Here is a 17727-nt window from a genome sequence, read left to right on the forward strand (position 1 = left end):
TCAGCCGGTCCGGCTCAGGCGTCCTCGAGCAGATCCGGGGTGACCGCCGATTCGGTGTCGGGGATGCCGTCCTGCTTGGCCTTGCGGTCGGCCATCGACAGCAAACGCCGAATGCGGCCTGCCACGGCGTCTTTGGTCATCGGCGGATCGGCCAGCCGGCCCAGCTCCTCCAGCGATGCCTGCCGGTGCTCGACGCGGAGCCGGCCGGCCTGGGCCAGGTGATCGGGGACGGTGTCGCCGAGGATGTGCAATGCGCGCTCCACCCGGGCCGCGGCGGCCACCGCGGCGCGTGCCGATCGGCGCAGGTTGGCATCGTCGAAGTTGGCCAGCCGGTTGGCGGTGGCCCGCACCTCGCGCCGCATCCGGCGCTCTTCCCAGGTCAGCCGGGTGTCCTGGGCGCCCATCCGGGTGAGCAGTGCGCCGATGGCCTCACCGTCACGGACCACCACCCGGTCACTGCCCCGCACCTCGCGGGCCTTGGCGCTGATGCCGAGCCGGCGGGCCGCTCCGACCAGGGCGAGGGCGGCCTCCGGGCCGGGGCAGCTGACCTCCAGCGCCGAGGAGCGGCCGGGCTCGGTGAGCGAGCCGTGCGCCAAAAACGCTCCCCGCCAAGCTGCTTCGGCGTCGGTGACGCTGCCGCCGACCACCTGGGCGGGCAGCCCGCGCACCGGTCGGCCACGCAGGTCGAGCAGACCGGTCTGGCGGGCCAGGGCCTCACCGTCCTTGGCGACCCGCACCACATAGCGGGTGCTCTTGCGGATGCCGCTGGCGGACAGCACGTGCACCACGGCGTTGTAGCCGTACAGGTCGTAGATGTCCTTGCGCAGCCTGCGGGCGATGATGCCGAGGTCGACCTCGGCCTCCACGACCACCCGGCCGCCGACGATGTGCAGCCCCCCGGCGAATCGCAGCAGCGCCGAGACCTCGGCGCGACGGGCGCTCACCGAATTCACAACCAGACGGCTCAGCTCGTCTTTGACCTCGGCCGTCATTGCCACGACTGGTCCCCCCTCGGTGCGTTCGATCGTTGTTGCCCGCTGTATGTCGCGCCGGGGTCCTCCTGACCGCCGGGCGAGCCGGGATCCCGGCCGCGCAGGCGCACTGCTTCAAGAGCTGCTGCCAGCAGCGACGGGTCATGTAACTGTGTACCAGGTCGGGATACGGCGGCAAATTCAACGTTGGCGCCGAGCAGCGTAGCCGTCCGGGCCAGTTGTTCCCGCTCGCGATCGCTGGGCACCCGCGCCGCGTCGACGATGATGTCGTCGACCTGGAAACCCGGCGCGTGCTGCGCCAACACGTGGATGTGGCGTTCGGCGGAGAACCCGGCGGTCTCCCCCGGCTCGGCCACCAGATTCAGCACCAGCGCGCGCCGCGCGGTGGTGTCCCGAAGCGCGGCGGCCAGCCCGGGGACCAATACGTGGGGAATCACACTGGTGAACCACGACCCGGGTCCCAGCACCACCAGGTCGGCGGCCATGATCGCGTCGACCGCCTGCCGGGTGGCCGGTGGGTCACCGGGCAGCAGCCGCACGCGGCGGACCTGACCGACTGTGGTGGCGACCGCCACCTGGCCGCGGATCACCCGGAACATCCGCGGGTCGGATTCCAGCCCGGCCACATCGGCCTCGATCTGCAGGGCCAGCGGACACATCGGCAGGACACGGCCCTTCAGGTCCAGGACACGGGCCAACTCGTCGAGCGCGGCCACCGGATCGGCCAGCACCTCGCTGAGCCCGGCCAGCATCAGGTTGCCGATGGGATGACCGGCCAGCGCGCCGCTGCCGCCGAACCGGTGCTGGATGATGGTGGCCCACAACCGGCCGTGCGGTGAGTCGGAGGCCAATGCTGCCAACGCCATTCGCAGATCGCCGGGCGGCACGACGTCGAGTTCGCTGCGTAGTCGCCCGGAGGATCCACCGTCGTCGGCGACGGTCACCACGGCGGTGACGTGCGGGGTGAGCCGCCGCGCCGCCGACAGCGTCGCGTACAGGCCGTGGCCACCGCCGAGCGCAACGATGCGTGGAGGACCGGTCATTCGCGACCCAGATCCCGGTGCAGCGCACGCACCGTCAGATGGTCGTCGCTGCGCAACCGCTCCGTCAGCGCCTCGGCGATGGCGACGCTGCGGTGCTTGCCCCCGGTGCAGCCGATGGCCACCGTCATGTACCGCTTCCCCTCCCGCCGGTATCCATCGATCACCACCCCCAGCAGCCGATGATAGGTATCGAGGAACTCGGCGGCGCCCTCCTGGCCGAGCACGAAGTCCCGGACCGCCGGGTGCTGCCCGGTGTGCGGCCGCAGTTCGTCGACCCAGTGCGGATTCGGGATGAAGCGGACATCCATCACCGTGTCGGCGTCCATCGGCAACCCGTACTTGTACCCGAACGACTCCACCGTGACGTTGGTGTAGGCGACGGCCTCGCCGCCGAAGGCACGCTCGATGCTCTCCCGCAGCGCAGGCACCGCCAGCGTCGACGTGTCGATGACCAGGTCGGCCGCCGCGCGCACCGGCGCCAGCATGGCGCGTTCGGCGGCGATGCCCTCGGCCAGCGTCTGATTGCCCTGCAACGGGTGGCTGCGGCGGTTCTGTTCGTAGCGCCGGACCAGGATCTCGTCGGCGGCCTCCATGAACAGCACCCGGGGCCGGATGCCACGGGTCGCCAGTTCGTTGCGCACCGAATCCAGGTCACCGGTGAAGCCACGCGACCGGACATCCATCACCAGGGCCAGTTGGGTGATCCGGGATCCGGCATCCAGCCCCAGATCGACCATCCGGGCGATCAGTTCGGGCGGCAGGTTGTCGGCGACGTACCAGCCGAGGTCCTCGAGCACTTTGGCGGCGGTGCCGCGGCCGGCGCCTGACAATCCGGTGACCAGCACGACTTCAATGCCTGATTCCTCGCTCATTCGCTGGTCTGCCACTCCGATATCTGTTCGCTGTGTTGGTCAGTGGTGGGCTGCTCGTCTGCAGGGGGTAGTAGATCGGCTCGGGGTCGATCATCGTGCAAAACCGGCTCCGGCGTGTCGGAATCGTTCGGCGCGTCGGATGCCGGACCGGGGGTTGCGTCCTGGGTCACGCCCAGCGCCTCCAGGACGGCCTTGGCCGTGGTGACCCCGATGCCGGGCACCGCGGTGATCTCCTCGACGCTGGCCGAGCGCAGCCGCGACACCGAGCCGAAATGCGTCACCAGCGCCTTGCGCCGGTGCTCGCCGAGTCCGCGCACCGAATCCAGGGCCGAGGCCGTCATCCGCTTGGAGCGCTTGCTGCGGTGGAAGGTGATCGCGAAGCGGTGGGCTTCGTCACGGACACGCTGCAGCAGGTAGAGGCCCTCGCTGGTGCGCGGGAAGATCACCGGATCTGCCGATGGTCCGGGCACCCACACCTCTTCGAGTCGTTTGGCCAGGCCGACCACCGCGACATCGGTCACCCCGAGGTCCTTGAGCACCGCAGCCGCCGCGTTGACCTGCGGAGCACCGCCGTCGACGACGAAGAGGTTCGGTGGGTAGGCGAACCTGCGTGACTTGCCTTCTGCCACCATCGGCTGCTCGGAGTCGGCGACGTGGCGGGCGAACCGGCGACGGGTGACCTCGGCGATGGACGCGACGTCATCGGAGCGGCCGCCGCCGGCGGCCTCGCGGATGGCGTAGTGCCGGTAGTCGGATTTTCGTGGCAGCCCGTCCTCGAACACCACCAGGGAGGCCACCACGTCCGTGCCCTGCACATGGCTGATGTCGACACACTCGATACGCAGTGGTGCTTCGGCGAGCCCGAGCGTCTCCTGAATGCTCTGCAGCGCTTCGGATCTGGCGTTGAAGTCGCCGGCTCGTTTGAGCTTGTGCTGGGCCAGCGCCTCCTGCGCGTTGCGCTGTACCGTCTCGGCGAGCGCCCGCTTGTCCCCTCGCTGCGGCACCCGCAGCGACACCCGCGAACCGCGCAGACCCGACAGCCAGTCCGCCAGTTCGCCGGCATTGTCCGGAAGTACCGGCACCAGAACCTCTTTGGGCACCGGGTTGGTGGACTCGTCCCCGGTGCCTACGCTGAGTTCGGCCTGGTCCCCGTAGAACTGGGTGAGGAACTGCTCGACCAACGGCGCCTCGCCCTCTTCACCCGGTTCGCCCGTCTTCTCGACGACCCATCCCCGCTGACCGCGGACCCGGCCCCCGCGCACGTGGAACACCTGGACCGCCGCCTCCAGGTCGTCGTCGGCGAAGGCCACCACATCGGCGTCGGTTCCGTCGCCGAACACCACGGTCTGCTTCTCCAGCGCACGTTTGAGGGCGCCGATGTCGTCGCGCAGCCGGGCCGCCCGCTCGAAGTCGAGGTCCTCGGCCGCGGCGTTCATCTGCCGCTCCATGTCGCGGACCAGCCGGTCGGTCTTGCCTGCCAGGAAGTCGCAGAAGTCCAGCACGATCTGGCGGTGCTGCTCGGCGCTCACCCGGTTGATGCAGGGGGCCGAGCATTTGTCGATGTAGCCGAGCAGGCAGGGACGGTCGATCTGCCTGTGCCGCTTGAACACTCCGGCCGAACAGGTACGGGCCGGGAACACCCGGGTGAGCAGGTCGAGGGTTTCGCGGATGGCCCAGGCGTGCGAGTACGGGCCGAAGTAACGCACCCCTTTGCGGCGCGGCCCGCGATAGACGAACAGCCGTGGGTACTCCTCGTTGAGGGTCACCGCCAGCACCGGGTAGGACTTGTCGTCCCGATAGCGGATGTTGAACCGCGGGTCGAACTCCTTGATCCAGTTGTATTCCAGCTGCAGCGCCTCGACCTCGGTGGTCACCACGGTCCACTCGACACTGCCCGCGGTCATCACCATCTGCCGGGTGCGCGGCGCCAGGCCGGAGATGTCGGCGAAGTAGGAATTCAGCCGGCTGCGCAGGCTCTTGGCCTTGCCGACGTAGATCACCCGCCCGTGCGGATCGCGGAACCGATAGACGCCGGGTTCGACAGGAATCGAACCCGGCGCGGGCCGGTAAGTCGCTGGATCGGGCACGGGTCCAGGTTAGAGCGTGTCTACGACGTCGATATACCTGCAGTACATCGCCGCTTTTTCTTCGTAGTTGCGGAAAATGTCGTAGCTGGCCGCCCCCGGGGACAGCAGCACCACGTCGACGGCGGCGGCTGCGGCGACCCGGACGGCGGCGGCCAGGTCGTCCACCAGATGGGTGCGGTCGGGGTGCGCGGCGGCGAAACGGACACCGATGAGCGCGCCGTTGGTCGGGCCCTGGATGAGCCGCACCCGGCGTTGCCCGCTGCACAGGAACTCGTCGAGCTGGCGGTAGTCCAGAGACCGGTCCATCCCGCCGACGATCAGCGCGATCTCCTCGTCGGGGCGCATCGCGCGCAACGCGGCGACCACCGCCTCACCGGTGGTCGCCAACGTGTCGTCGATCCAGCGGGTGGGTCCGGTACGGCGCACCGTCTGCAACCGGTGCGGCAGACCGGCGAACGATGCGGCGGCGGCGTCCACCTCGACATCGGTCACCGCGCGCCCGAGCACCTGCCCGGCGGCCGCGGCGGCCAGCGCGGCGTTGACGGTGTTGTGCGGGTACGACAGCACCGAGTCCCCGGCGGGCACCCGGACCGCGGTGGGATCCACGGTCCGCACCGGCGGGAACTGCGAGATACCGATTGCCCGAAGCGATTCGATGACGTCCGGGACGGTCACCAGGGCGGCCGTCGCCGAACCGAAGACATGCGACTTGGCCTCGTAGTAGGACGCCACGTCGCCGTGGAAATCCAGGTGATCCTGGTACAGGTTGGTGATCACCGACACCGCCGGCGGTGTGCGCAGCAGCGCGCACTGCTGACTGGACAGCTCGGCGACCACCCATTCGCCGTGGGCGGGCTCGAGATCCGACAGCGGCGTCCCGATGTTTCCCGCCGCCACCGTCGGCACGCCGAGCCCGGTCAGCAGGTGCGCCAGGAACGCGGCGGTGGTGCTCTTGCCCTTGGTGCCGGTGATGCCGACCGTATGGCCACCGTGCCGGCCCATGTACCAGTCCGCGGCATTCGACACCGCCGGGCCGGCCCCCGATCCGGCGCTGCGGCGCAGTTCCGCGAAGACCGGGTGACGCCAGGGCACCCCGGGACTGACGAACACGATATCGGTGTCCCGCAGCCGGCCGGCTGCGTCCGGTCCGACATCGACTGTCAGATTGGCGATCTCGGGCGCCCGGACGTCGGCCCTGTCGTCGACCGCGACGATGCGGGCAGCGCCGTGGGCGGCCGCGGTGCGGGCCATCGACAGCCCTTCCTTGCCCAGACCCCAGATGCCGACGACCCGGCCGGACAGCTCAGTCATCGAGCAACTTCGCATACCGGGCCGGCACATGGTGCTGTGCTGGGCCAGGATCCGGGTTGACCGCGACCGCAGCCAACTGCGCACGCTGCCCGGCGAATTCGTCGACCAGTTCCAGCCCCTGCCATTGCGGGTCATCGATGACCGCGAGCATCGCCTCGGCGGCCTCGTAGTACTCCCCCACACATTCGAACGGCTTGTGTACGCCGAGCCCGAGGATGTCGGCCATCCCGTCCCGGTTGCCGGTGTCGGCGAACAGGTTGCGGCCGAAGATCTTCTCGCAGGTCGGCCGGCCCAGCCGCGGGGCCAGCAGCACGAACACGAACTGGCATTTCGGGCAATGCCCGCACCACGAACTGGCCCGCCGGCTCGGGTCGAGTGCGAACAGCCGGTTGCAGCTGGTGAAGACCCCGAAGTACTGGTCCGCGGCGGCGAACCGATCGGCGATCTGCGATTCGGACAGCCCGCGCAGCAGCGAGAAGTATCGATCCGGATCGAACCCGTAGCGCGCCAGTGTGTCCCGCAACAAGCTTTCGTACTCCAGTGATTTGGACCACTGATGGTTGATGTCGCGGCCCAGCCACTCGACGTTGCCGACGTTGGAGGATCGCTCGTTGGACAGCACCACCGGCCCGAGGCCGCGGGCATCGGCGACCATCAACCCGATCACACTGTTGATCGCGGTGACCGGCACATGGCCGTTGTAGGCCCCTGCGGCGTTGGCCTCGATCAGCCCGCGGTCGATGCTGCGCCGCACGTGCACGCTGCCCAGTCCGCTGACCTCGATGCAGCGGTCGATCGGGTCATAGCGGTTGACGCTGAACAACATCGGGGCGATGCCATGACGGCGGAACGCCTCGATGGTGACCACCGAATCCTTACCGCCGCCGACCGGAACGAGCGGCGTCGCCGCGGGGTCCCAGCCGTCGGTGGCACGCAACCCTCCGGTGGCCTGCGGACCGCTGATCTCGGGTGTCAGCGCATCGGGCAACTGGTTGGTGTAGGCGAATTCACCGAGCCCGCCCTCGATCAGCGCGGCAAGGTAGCTGCGCTCGAAATCGTGGGTGGGGAACGCGATCTCGATCCGGCCGGGCGCAGCCGCCTTGAAATAGCTCAGCGAGCAGGTCAGGGTCAGCAGCCGGCTCAACAGCGGATCCGGCTGTGCCCCGGCCAGGGTCTCGCCGAAGTCGATCACCTCGGTGAAGCTCACCGGGTCCGGGCCACGCAGCGTGTAGCGCAGCGACAGCGCGCTGCCGTCCCAGTCGTGGCCGTCGATCACGAACGCGTCGAAGGTCTCCCGGGGGAACGTCTCACTCATGACCGGGCACCTCCGGTTCGAAACGGCGGGTGCCGATGGCACGGACCGGGTGGGTCTCGAACCGCGGGGACACCCACCACGCGCGTTTCGCGTCCGAGAGCACCAGCGGACCGTCGGAGCAGGGCATCGCCGGGTCGAGCAGCCCGGCGGTCTGCAGCAGCGTCAGCCTGTCTGCACCGAGACCGGTCGTCCCGTCGGCGGTCTCGACGATCAGGGCACCCAGTCGCGGGCAGCCGATCAGCGCGCCGTCGACGGCCACCACGTCCGCGCAACCGCGGCTGAGCAGCTCGCGCTCGACGAGTCGGGCCTCGGCATGGCTGCTGGTGCGGTCGGCCATCCGGCGCCAGTGCGGCGTCCGGTCCTCCACCGGTCCGGGCTGCGTCGCCAGCGCCACCGGTTCCGGCCGCGCGGGGTCGATGACCGTCCCGGACACCACGAACTGGTTTCGCCCGTCGATCTCGACGAGCTGGATCTGCGCGGCGACCGTGGCCTGCCCGTACCGTGCGGCGGCCTCGGTGCGGAAACCGTGCAGGGCGTCGCGCAGCGCGCCCTCCGGTGCGATGGCGAGGCCGAACCAACGGGCCGTCTCGTCCAGTCGCCGCCAGATGTGAGCGGTGTCGGCGGGGCGACCGAACACCAGGGGCACGGTGATGGCGGGATGCGCGCCCAGACCGGAGACCAGAGCAGGTGCTGTGACGAGTGGCGCGGCGGTGGCGACAATGCCGTCAGCGGATGCTGAGACGAACTCCAAGGTACTCATCGACTTGCCGATCCTACCGCAGCCGACAGCGGCGATACTGATGCGATGGGGATGGCGCAGGCCCGGATCGCCCGGCTGACCGAAACCGACTGGCGGGCGTTCGCCGGTGTGCGGTTGCGCGCACTGACCGATTCGCTGGGCGCCGAAGATCCGCAGTACCGGCTGGAGTCGACGTTCACCGCGGCGCAATGGCGGCGCCGGCTCCGGGCGCACGCACAGTTCGCGGCCGTCGTCGACAACCGGCCGGTCGGGCTGATCGGTGCGCAGCGCCAGAGCACGGAATCGGTGTACCTGTACTCGCTGTGGCTGGACCCCACCGCGCGCGGGCAAGGGCTGGGCCGGACGCTGGTGGCCGAGGCGGTCAACTGGGCTCGTGCTCAGCGGGTGCAGCGGGTGACGTTGCGCGTCCATGTGGAGAATGCGACCGCGCGGGCGGTCTACGAAAGTCTGGGGTTCAGGCTGACGGCCCCGGAGACCGGCGCCGCCAGCGAGGTCATGATGACGCTGACGGTGAGTTGATGTCGGGACGGTAGCGCTGCATCAGCGCGCGCAGCCGGTCCATCGCCTGCACCGCGCGGTCCTTGTCGACCGCCTGGATGGCCATCACCGCGGTGTACTCGTCATCGGCCAGGTCGATCCGCGCCCACCGGGCCCCGCTCGGGAACGACACGTCCACCACCTCGGACCACGGGATCAGCTTGTAGGCCAAGGCGTTCCGCACCGAGATACCGGCGGCGCCGGCCCGCATCCGGGGCCGGGCGAGCAACAGGGTCACACCGGCGATCGTCACGCCGACCAGCGCGATGCCGACCTGGTCGGCGGTGCGGAACACCACCCCACTGGAGCCCACCTTCAGCAGGAAGCCCACCCCGATGTGAAGGGCGGCGATCAGGAAGGCGGCAGCGTAGACGAAGTACGGGGTGAGGTGGGGTTTGACCTCCAGCTCCCAGGTCTCGTCTCCCGAGTTGCTCATGATGCCAGGTCGCGCAGGACCAATGCCGTCGACAGCGCCGCCGCGGCGGCCTGGGCGCCCTTGTCCTCGCTGGACTTGGGCAGACCGGCCCGGGCCAGCGCCTGCTGCTCGGTGTTGGTGGTCAGCACGCCATTGGCCACCGGGGTGCGCTGGTCCAGCGACACCCGGGTCAGGCCCTGGGTCACGGCGTCACACACGTAATCGAAATGGGGTGTCTCACCGCGGATCACCACGCCGAGCGCCACCACGGCGTCGTACTTGGCCGCCAGTGCCTGTGCGACGACCGGGATCTCGATCGCCCCGTGCACGCGGACCACGACCGGATCGGTCACGCCCAGTTGTTTGGCCGCACGCAGTGCGCCGTCCAGCAGAGCATCGCAGATCTTCGGGTGCCAGGTGCTGACCACGATGCCCAGCGACACCGACGATGCGTCGATGTCGGGCAGGTCGGGGATCGCGCCGCTGTGGCCGCTCATCGGGCGCCGCCGAACTCGCCGGGGGTGGCCTCGTCGTAGTCCTCGAGTCCGATCAGATCGTGACCCATCCGATCGCGCTTGGTCATCAGGTAGCGGATGTTCTCGGCGTTGGCGCGGACCGGCAGCGGCACCCGCTCGGTGATGTGCAGCCCGTACCCGTCCAGTCCGACCCGCTTGGCGGGGTTGTTGGTGAGCAGCCGCATCGACCGCACACCCAGGTCGACCAGGATCTGGGCACCGATGCCGTAGTCGCGCGAATCGGCGGGCAGGCCGAGCTCCAGGTTGGCGTCCACGGTGTCCGCGCCGGCGTCCTGCAGCTGGTAGGCCTGCAGCTTGTGCAGCAGGCCGATCCCCCGGCCCTCGTGTCCACGCATGTACAGCACGATGCCGCGGCCCTCCTGGGCCACCATCGCCATTGCCGCGTCCAGCTGCGGGCCGCAGTCGCAGCGCCGCGACCCGAACACGTCGCCGGTCAGGCATTCGGAGTGCACCCGCACCAGCACATCGTGGCCGTCGAACTCCGGGCCGGTGATATCGCCGCGGACCAGCGCGACGTGCTCGACGTCCTCGTAGATCGAGGTGTAGCCGACCGCCCGGAATTCACCGTGCCGGGTCGGGATCCGGGCCTCGGCGATGCGCTCGATGTGCTTTTCGTGCTTGCGCCGCCACTCGATGAGATCGGCGATCGAGATCAGGGCCAGATCGTGCTCGTCGGCGAAGATACGCAGCTCGTCGGTCTGGGCCATGGCGCCCTCGTCCTTCTGGCTGACGATCTCGCAGATCGCGCCGGCCGGCTGCAACCCGGCGAGCCGTGCCAGATCGACGGCGGCCTCGGTGTGACCGGGCCGGCGCAGCACCCCGCCGTCCTTGGCGCGCAGCGGCACCACGTGGCCCGGCTTGGTGAAGTCGTCGGCGACGGCGCTCGGATCCGCCAGCGCGCGCATCGTGGTGGCGCGGTCGGAGGCGGAGATCCCGGTCCCGACGCCATTCTTGGCGTCGACTGTCACGGTGTAGGCGGTGCCGTGCTTGTCCTGGTTCACCGCGTACATCGGCAGCAGACCGAGGCGGTCACAGACCGAGCCATCCAACGGTACACACAGGTAGCCCGAGGTGTACCGGACCATGAACGCGACGAGTTCCGGGGTGGCCTTCTCGGCCGCGAAGATCAGATCTCCCTCGTTTTCGCGGTCCTCGTCGTCGATGACCACGACGGCCTTGCCCGCCGCGATGTCGGCCACCGCCCGTTCGACGGAATCCAGCCTCGTCATCTTTAGCCACCTTCATCAGATCGTGAGCGACCCGATCGGGGCATCAGCATGCACCGACCGGCTTCACCAGTATGAACCACGGGCCCGCAACGGTTATTGCCCGCCGGTCCAATACCGGACCGACGGGCAATGGGCGCCTTGGTGCGCAGGTCAGAACACGTAGGTCACTTCCGTCACGGCCGAAGCGCCATCGGGATCGAGCCGGCCGTCCTGGAAACTGACCGTGAACGTCTCCCCGGGGTGGCGCCCGTCGGACCTCGGCGCCATCGACTCGTAGTGCACCGCCCACTTGCCGGGCGCCGTGCGCGCCATCATCACGAAACCGCGTGGATCGGGCTGGTGCACCGTGTAGGTGACCTCACTGCCGGTCAGATCGGCGAGGGCGGTGGTCCAGTCACCGGTCGACATCCCCTGTCCGCGCCCGCTGGCCCCGACGGTGCGGTGCGCGGAGTCATCGCTCCAGGTGCCGTCCACCGGCGGGCAGACGGCGACGGTGGCCACCGTGATCGATCGGCCGTAGCCGTCGGTGCCGAGGATGGTGAAGCAGTCGTCGGCACGACCATGCAGTCCGGGGGTGCGGGTGTAGGTGTAGCCGCCGAACTGGTCGACCCGCGCCGTGCCCTTGTCGGGGCCCACGCCGAGACTGAAGGTCAGCGGGGTCTCGTCGTCGACGATCAGCCTGCCGCGCTGCACACCGGGCTCCGTGGCAAGGGTCTGCACCCCGATGTGCAGCCGGCCCATCGCCACGACGGTGATGTCGGCGGAGGCGCCGCGCGGATCGGTCGCCGTGACGACGAACCGGTCGATGTCCGGTCCCGGGACGGGGTCCTGCGAGATCTGCGGAATGAAGGTGAACTCACCGGTGCTCTTGTCGAGCTGGACCAGCCCACCCTTCTCCGAGAGCGCCGACTCCGCAGTCGAATCCGCCGGATTGGCGGAGTTGGCCAGGCTGAAGGCCAGCCGCGACCCATCCCACGCCGCCGCGTCGATGCGGCCGGTCAGCACACCGTTGGCCGACGGGCGGCCGAGCAGTGCCGCGCCGGACAGCGCCACGTTCGCCGCAAGGATGTTGACCACGACGTGCGCCTCGACCCGGGTTCCGTAGGCATCCACGACCTCGACGGTGAAGGTGTCGACCTTGTCCCGGAAATCGGCGCTGGTGCGCGAGACCTGCCGGGCCGGCACCGACGGGGTGTAGGTGAACCGGCCGGTCCGGTGGTCCACCGCGACCAGGCCGCCCTTCACGGTGGTGGACAGCTCCGGTTCGAAGTGCACCGCCCGGTCGCCCTGGTCGACGACCCGGATCGAACCGCGGATCAGGCCGCTGAGTGGGTCCGGATCGCCCAGGGAGACATACGGTTCCAACCTGGGCACGCTGGGGACCGTGATGGTCGAGTCCAACGTCGCGGTGTCCGCGCCGAACCCCGGTACCGCGGTGATGCCGACACCACTCACCGGGCCGAGGGCGACCCCCGAGACGTCATAGGTGCGCGGCAGATCATCGATCGTCATATACGAATCTCCCTGTCTGATTAGGAGTCTCGGGTGATGCGACTACCAGGTCTTGGTGACGCTGGCCGGCGTGCCGGTGACCACACCGTTGACCGTGGTGTAGTACCCGTCGGTGACGGTCAGCCGGTTTCCGCCCCACAGCGTGCTGGTGGCCAATCCACGCCCACCGAAGCTGAAGCTGTCCCCGTTGTGACTGAAGGTCAGGGAGTCGCCGTCGTCATCATCGACATTGACGAAGGTGACATTGCCGAGCAACCCCTTGGTGCCACCGGAGATGGTCGGGGCCTTGTTCATGGCGTAGACCGCCACCGACACCGAATACGTTGTGCTACCGCCGAACCCGTCTACGGCGGTGGCCGAGAAGGTATCCGCGATCGTACTGCCGGAGGCGCCGATCCGCGCGGCCTCGTGGAAGTACGAGTAGCCCTTCTCGATGGTGTAGGTGAAGGTGCCGTTGGCGTTGATCACCACGGTGCCGCCGTTGCCGGTGGAGAAGGACCCGGCCGTGAAGGTCACCGTGTCACCGTCGGAGTCGGTGGCCTTGAGCGTCCCGGTGGTGGTCTGCTTCCAGTCGCCGACGCCGAGGATCCTCTTGTCCTCGATCGTCGACGGGTTGAAGACCGTGGAGCCGGCCACCGGTGCCGCATTGGACACCACCGGGGTGACGTTCACCGTTGCGATGATCACCGAGTTGCCTTCTGTGTCGGTGGCCCTGATGGTGAACGTGTCCCCCGGCGCCTGGGTATGCCCCAGCCCGCTGTTGCGGGTGTAGGTGAAGGCGCCGGTGGATGTCACCGCCACCGTGCCCTTGGAGCCCTGGCTGCCCACGCTGTAGGTCAGTCCGGTGTTGCCGGCCGTATTCAACTGTCCGGTGACCACATTCACCGTCGAGGTGTTGACGTTGGTGGTCGGTGACGGGGTGGTGAGCCCGGTCAGCGTGACCGTTGCCGTGGAGACGCCGCCGTGGCCGTCGTTGACCTGCACCTGGAACGAGTCGGTGGCATTGCCCGCGGTGGGGATGTAGGTGAAGGAGTTGCCGCTGAACCGGACGATGCCGCCGTTGGCGGTCGCCGCGGTCCCGTTGGTCCCGCCGATCAGGCTGTAGGTCAGCGAGTCGTCGTCGCTGTCGGAGCCGCTGACGGTGCCGCGCACCACACCCAGTGCGTCGGTGGTCTTGTTGCCCACCGAGACGCTGCCGGACGGGGTGGCGTTCAGCTTCTCGATCGGGATGGACACCACGATGGTGGTGGCGGCGCCGAACGAGTCGGTGACCGTGACGCTGAAGGTGTCGTTGACCGCGTTCCCGGTGGCCCCGGTCGCGGCCGCGTTGTGGTAGTACTCCCGGAACTTGCCGACGCGGTAGGTGAACGACCCGTCCGAGTTCACGTACACCAGGCCGCCGTTGGCGGTCGACCTCCCCAACGGTGTCGTCTCGTAGCTCAGCTCATCGCCATCCGCGTCGACCGCGTTGATGTTGCCCTTGGTCTCCTGCCAGATCACACCCAACACGTTGGTCACACCGGACTCGGTGACCTGGAGTGTGCCGGGGGCCGGCGCCGCGTTCGGGATGATCGGCGTGACGGTCACGGTGCCGATCTTGATGGTCAGCCCGAAGGCCGTGCCGTAGATGTCGAAGGTGTCGCTGGTTCCGCCGACATGCCCGGTTGCGGTCCGGGTGTAGGTGTAGTTGGTGCCGTTGAAGGCAACGGTGCCGAAACCCGCGCCGCTGGCGTTCAACGAACTGAACAACCCGTTGTTGGCCGCCGACCCGAGACTCACCGAACCGGTGGTGACACCGGGTGCCCCGTTGACCTTCGTCACGGTGACACCGTCCAGCGACGGGGTCGGGGCCACCACGGCGCCCAGACCGACCAGGACGTTGGTGGATCCGCCGCGGCCGTCGCTGACCGTGATGCTGAACGAGTCGTAGTAGCCGAGCGCGCCGCCGAGCCGCGGGATGTAGACGTAGCTGCCGTCCGCGTTGACGTGGGCGATGCCGCCCTCACTGGTGTAGGCCGTGCCGGCACCGTTGGAACCGGTGATCGAATAGGTCAGCGGATCGTCGTCGAGGTTGATGACCCCGGTGATCTGGCCGCGCACAACGCCATTGCTGTCGGCGACGATGTTGGACGCCACGCCACCGGCCGGCGGCAGGTTCCACTGCGGGATGGTCACCGTGACGAGCACGTCGACACTCTTGCCGGCGGGATCGGTGACGGTGATGGTGAAGGTGTCGATCTTGTCCGCGGGCGATGCGCCGCTCGCGCTGGCGGCGTTGCGCGCATCGATCGAGGCGGTGTAGGTGTAGTCGCCGGTCAATCCGTTGACCAGGACGCTGCCCTTGCCGGTGGTGATGATCAGCGGCGTGTAGCCGTGCAGCAGGTCATCGTCGGTGACGGTGATCTTGCCCGACACCGTGCCGAGAATGCTGTTGCTGCCGGTGTTCTGGTAGGTCGCCGACGGGGTCTGGTTGACCTGGGTCGACAGCTGCACGGTGAACGTCGCGCTGTCGCCGGACAGCAGCCCGCCGTCCCACGCGGTGATGGTGACCAGATCGGTGGTGATCGCCAGCGGCAGCGACGCGGCATGCGGGTTGTACGGCGTGTAGGTGAAGGTGTAGGTCACCCCGTCCGCTGCGGGCGTCGGGTTCACCGCGATGGTGCCCAGCACTGCCGCGCTGGTGAAGGTGAGGGTGTCGCCGTTGCCGTCGCGGACCTTGAACGTGCCGGTCAGCACACCGGTGGTGTGGTCGGTGTGGGTGATGGTCGGGGTCGACTCGAAGACCGGCGCCACGTTGATCTGCGCGACGGTCACCGTGATGGTCACCTCGGTGGTGCCCCCGTGCAGATCGTTCACCGACAGCGTGAAGGTGTCGGTGCCGCCCTGGGCGCGGATCGACAGGGACGGTGTGTAGGTGTAGACGTTGCCCAGCACGGTCACCAAGCCACCCCGGGTGCTGAGGCCGTTCGGCGTGACGATGGGGATGTCGCCGTCGGGGTCGTCGATGTCCAGCGAACCGGTGATGCTGCCGAGGATCGGGTCGGTGAACGTGTCGGGGTTGACGGTGACGGTCGGGGCCCCGTTGGAGCTGACGATGTCGACGGTGACCGTGGTGGGCAGCAGCGTGATCCCGCCGCGGCCGTCGTTGGCCCAGATGCTGACGATGTCGGTCTTCGCGCCGAGCAGCGTCGCCGCCAGGTGCCGCGCGGTGTCGGACGGGGTGTAGGTGAACGTTCCGTCCTCGTTGCGCACGACGGTCCCGAAAAGCGCTGTCGCGGTGTAGGTCAGCGTATCGCCGTCCGAATCGCTGGCCTCGGCCCTGATGATCACCTTGCCGGTCGACCCGTCGGAACCGACCACCTGGGCCTTGCCGTCGTCCTCGAAGACCGGCAGGTTGTTGACGCCCAGGCCCGGGTAGCGGAAGGTCACCGTGAATTCGGCGTCGTTGCCTTCCGGGGTGAGGGGATGCTCCAGGAAGCCCAGCGAGTCGTTGATCTTCACGGTGAAGGTGACGTCGGCGCCGTTGTTGAGGTCGTCCAGCGAGGTGGGCAGGAAGGTGAACGAGCCGTCCGGCAGCATGGTGATCAGCCCGTTGGAGGGCTGGCCGCTGACTGTGTAGATCAGCGGATCGCCGTCGGGGTCGGTACTGGTCAGCTTCCAGGTGAGCGGAAGCGGTCCGGCCGCGAGGGTGGGAGCGCCCGGCAGATGATTGGTGGCCAGCCGCTCGTAACGCTGATACGCCGCGGACAGCAGGATGTAGGCGCCGAAGGTGAACAGCGTCGGCTGGCCGTTCCAATACGTTCCCTGCATCACCGCCTGCAGCGTCATCACGAATCCGGCCGCCACCTGGGTGGGGTTGAGGATCGGGTTCGAGTCGTAGGCCGGCAGCACCGCGTCCAGCCAGCTCGCGATGGCCTTGACCGCGCCCATGAAGGGATCGAAGGCCGGGATGGACGGGGGCGGCGGGACGATGTCCTCGACATCGAGCAGTGCGGAGGCGAGCGCCGGCGGGGTCGGCGAGGCGTCGTTGCCGGCGACCAGCAGCGACGCGTCGGAGTCGTCTGGTTCCGGCACCACGATGGCCTCGGGGTCGGTGACGGTCGGCGACCCGGCGGTCTCGCCCCCTTCCGGCGCGGCGGCCTCCGGGTCGACGGGTTCGGGCAGTACCGGGGGTTCGACGGTCTCGGCGCCGGTTCCGTCGGTGCCGGCACCGCTGGGGTCGACGACCTCGCCGTCCCCGGGATCGGTTTCGGACAGGTCGGTGCCGCCGCCGGCCGGTTCCTCGCCGGTCGGTTCGCCGGCGGTGTCCTCGCCGTCGTCGGCGCCGAGGCTGCCCTCGTCGAGGTCGGGGTCGTCGAGGTCGGGGTCGTCCTCGTGGTTGGCGTCCTCGCCCTCGACGTCCCCGCCGCCGAGGTTGTTGCCGCCGAGGCCGCTGTCCTCGTCGTCGTCATCGTCGTCGTCGACCGGCGACGTGGTCGTGCCGGATGTGCCGCCGGCGCGCGGGCCGGCGTTCACACCGCCCGCGCCGCTGCCGGATTCGTTCGAGTTGTCCGCCGAGCTCGAATCCGACGTGGTTCCCGAGGACGGTGAATCGGAGCTGTCGGCTGCCGCGACGGCCGGTGCGGCCGTGACCGCCAGACCGAGGAACGCAGCGACGGCGAGCTCGCTGGTGCGCACCCGCTTCTTCGCCGACTTCTTCCGATGTGCCGCCATGTCGCTCCTCGAGGCTCAGACCACTCCGCCCGGCATCCGCGACCCGAGACCCAGGCCACAAATGTTATTAACTGCGCCGTAAGTTAACACGCTCGTCAATAACTGAAAAGCACATTCTGAGAAATTCATGAGCGGGATTCCCCCGCCTGTCCCCCGTTTAGCGGACACCGGACCGACGATCGCCGGACAGCGCTGCAGCCAGTGCCCTTATGTGACACCGAGAAATTTTGCGGCCAGCAAAAGAGCTCCCTCCGCCGCCTCAACCAGCAAAAGAGAGGAACACCGTCGAGGGCACGCCCGAACCCGTTCGCGGCGGCCGGATGCCAAGCCGGTGGGAGCCATTCTCAACAGGCGAAATAGCGACAAAAGGCGATCACGCGGCGCGCAGTTCCCATCGCCCGGCCA

Annotated in this window: 13 protein-coding genes; 1 reads left to right on the forward strand and 12 read right to left on the reverse strand. The window is 68.8% G+C overall.

Going from position 1 to position 17727, the window contains the following annotated elements; translation table 11 throughout:
• Positions 1-14 precede the first annotated feature (14 nt).
• From whiA to V4U86_RS14935, 7 genes are read right to left on the reverse strand one after another with little or no spacing between them, the layout of a single operon-like run.
• Complete coding sequence (whiA, locus tag V4U86_RS14905) at positions 15-992, reverse strand: DNA-binding protein WhiA (protein ID WP_395312054.1); 978 nt, start codon at positions 990-992, stop codon at positions 15-17.
• Positions 989-2035: a uridine diphosphate-N-acetylglucosamine-binding protein YvcK gene (gene yvcK, locus V4U86_RS14910; protein WP_395306757.1), complete on the reverse strand. Its 1047-nt coding sequence runs from the start codon at positions 2033-2035 to the stop codon at positions 989-991. The genes whiA and yvcK overlap by 4 nt, the downstream gene beginning before the upstream one ends.
• Positions 2032-2907, reverse strand: a complete 876-nt coding sequence (rapZ, locus tag V4U86_RS14915; RefSeq protein ID WP_395306758.1) for an RNase adapter RapZ — start codon at positions 2905-2907, stop codon at positions 2032-2034. Before rapZ ends, yvcK begins: the two co-directional genes overlap by 4 nt.
• Positions 2904-4994, reverse strand: coding sequence for an excinuclease ABC subunit UvrC (gene uvrC, locus V4U86_RS14920; RefSeq protein WP_395306759.1), 2091 nt, complete (start codon positions 4992-4994; stop codon positions 2904-2906). The genes rapZ and uvrC overlap by 4 nt, the downstream gene beginning before the upstream one ends.
• A gap of 9 nt (positions 4995-5003) precedes the next feature.
• The gene (murD, locus tag V4U86_RS14925; protein WP_395306760.1) at positions 5004-6305 is read right to left on the reverse strand and encodes a UDP-N-acetylmuramoyl-L-alanine--D-glutamate ligase; all 1302 of its coding nucleotides are present in this window, start codon (positions 6303-6305) and stop codon (positions 5004-5006) included.
• Positions 6298-7620 carry a hypothetical protein gene (locus V4U86_RS14930; RefSeq protein ID WP_395306761.1) on the reverse strand — a complete coding sequence of 441 codons (1323 nt, stop codon included), beginning with the start codon at positions 7618-7620 and terminating at the stop codon, positions 6298-6300. Before V4U86_RS14930 ends, murD begins: the two co-directional genes overlap by 8 nt.
• Positions 7613-8380: a hypothetical protein gene (locus V4U86_RS14935; RefSeq protein ID WP_395306762.1), complete on the reverse strand. Its 768-nt coding sequence runs from the start codon at positions 8378-8380 to the stop codon at positions 7613-7615. Before V4U86_RS14935 ends, V4U86_RS14930 begins: the two co-directional genes overlap by 8 nt.
• A 51-nt stretch (positions 8381-8431) precedes the next feature.
• Here V4U86_RS14935 and V4U86_RS14940 point away from each other — a divergent pair, with 51 nt between their 5' ends.
• Positions 8432-8899, forward strand: coding sequence for a GNAT family N-acetyltransferase (locus V4U86_RS14940; protein WP_395312055.1), 468 nt, complete (start codon positions 8432-8434; stop codon positions 8897-8899).
• Here V4U86_RS14940 and V4U86_RS14945 read toward each other — a convergent pair.
• From V4U86_RS14945 to V4U86_RS14965, 5 genes are all read right to left on the reverse strand, one after another.
• On the reverse strand, positions 8874-9353 hold the full coding sequence (locus V4U86_RS14945) for a PH domain-containing protein (protein ID WP_395306763.1): 480 nt from the start codon (positions 9351-9353) through the stop codon (positions 8874-8876). The genes V4U86_RS14940 and V4U86_RS14945 overlap by 26 nt on opposite strands.
• Positions 9350-9829, reverse strand: a complete 480-nt coding sequence (ribH, locus tag V4U86_RS14950; RefSeq protein ID WP_395306764.1) for a 6,7-dimethyl-8-ribityllumazine synthase — start codon at positions 9827-9829, stop codon at positions 9350-9352. The genes V4U86_RS14945 and ribH overlap by 4 nt, the downstream gene beginning before the upstream one ends.
• Positions 9826-11097, reverse strand: coding sequence for a bifunctional 3,4-dihydroxy-2-butanone-4-phosphate synthase/GTP cyclohydrolase II (locus tag V4U86_RS14955; RefSeq protein WP_395306765.1), 1272 nt, complete (start codon positions 11095-11097; stop codon positions 9826-9828). Before V4U86_RS14955 ends, ribH begins: the two co-directional genes overlap by 4 nt.
• Positions 11098-11247: 150 nt before the next feature.
• Entirely contained in the window at positions 11248-12609 is a 1362-nt protein-coding gene (locus tag V4U86_RS14960; RefSeq protein ID WP_395306766.1) for a hypothetical protein, read from the reverse strand.
• Between the two features lie 42 nt (positions 12610-12651).
• On the reverse strand, positions 12652-17322 hold the full coding sequence (locus V4U86_RS14965; RefSeq protein ID WP_395306767.1) for an Ig-like domain-containing protein: 4671 nt from the start codon (positions 17320-17322) through the stop codon (positions 12652-12654).
• Positions 17323-17727: the final 405 nt, after the last annotated feature.

The organism is Mycobacterium sp. AMU20-3851, from assembly GCF_043974665.1.
Lineage (GTDB): Bacteria > Actinomycetota > Actinomycetes > Mycobacteriales > Mycobacteriaceae > Mycobacterium.

Coding starts and splice junctions, on each gene's coding strand:
- whiA (WP_395312054.1), bottom strand. CDS start 992: ATGACGGCCGAGGTCAAAGACGAGCTGAGCCGTCTGGTTGTGAATTCG.
- yvcK (WP_395306757.1), bottom strand. CDS start 2,035: ATGACCGGTCCTCCACGCATCGTTGCGCTCGGCGGTGGCCACGGCCTG.
- rapZ (WP_395306758.1), bottom strand. CDS start 2,907: ATGAGCGAGGAATCAGGCATTGAAGTCGTGCTGGTCACCGGATTGTCA.
- murD (WP_395306760.1), bottom strand. CDS start 6,305: ATGACTGAGCTGTCCGGCCGGGTCGTCGGCATCTGGGGTCTGGGCAAG.
- V4U86_RS14930 (WP_395306761.1), bottom strand. CDS start 7,620: ATGAGTGAGACGTTCCCCCGGGAGACCTTCGACGCGTTCGTGATCGAC.
- V4U86_RS14935 (WP_395306762.1), bottom strand. CDS start 8,380: ATGAGTACCTTGGAGTTCGTCTCAGCATCCGCTGACGGCATTGTCGCC.
- V4U86_RS14940 (WP_395312055.1), top strand. CDS start 8,432: ATGGCGCAGGCCCGGATCGCCCGGCTGACCGAAACCGACTGGCGGGCG.
- V4U86_RS14945 (WP_395306763.1), bottom strand. CDS start 9,353: ATGAGCAACTCGGGAGACGAGACCTGGGAGCTGGAGGTCAAACCCCAC.
- ribH (WP_395306764.1), bottom strand. CDS start 9,829: ATGAGCGGCCACAGCGGCGCGATCCCCGACCTGCCCGACATCGACGCA.
- V4U86_RS14955 (WP_395306765.1), bottom strand. CDS start 11,097: ATGACGAGGCTGGATTCCGTCGAACGGGCGGTGGCCGACATCGCGGCG.
- V4U86_RS14960 (WP_395306766.1), bottom strand. CDS start 12,609: ATGACGATCGATGATCTGCCGCGCACCTATGACGTCTCGGGGGTCGCC.
- V4U86_RS14965 (WP_395306767.1), bottom strand. CDS start 17,322: ATGGCGGCACATCGGAAGAAGTCGGCGAAGAAGCGGGTGCGCACCAGC.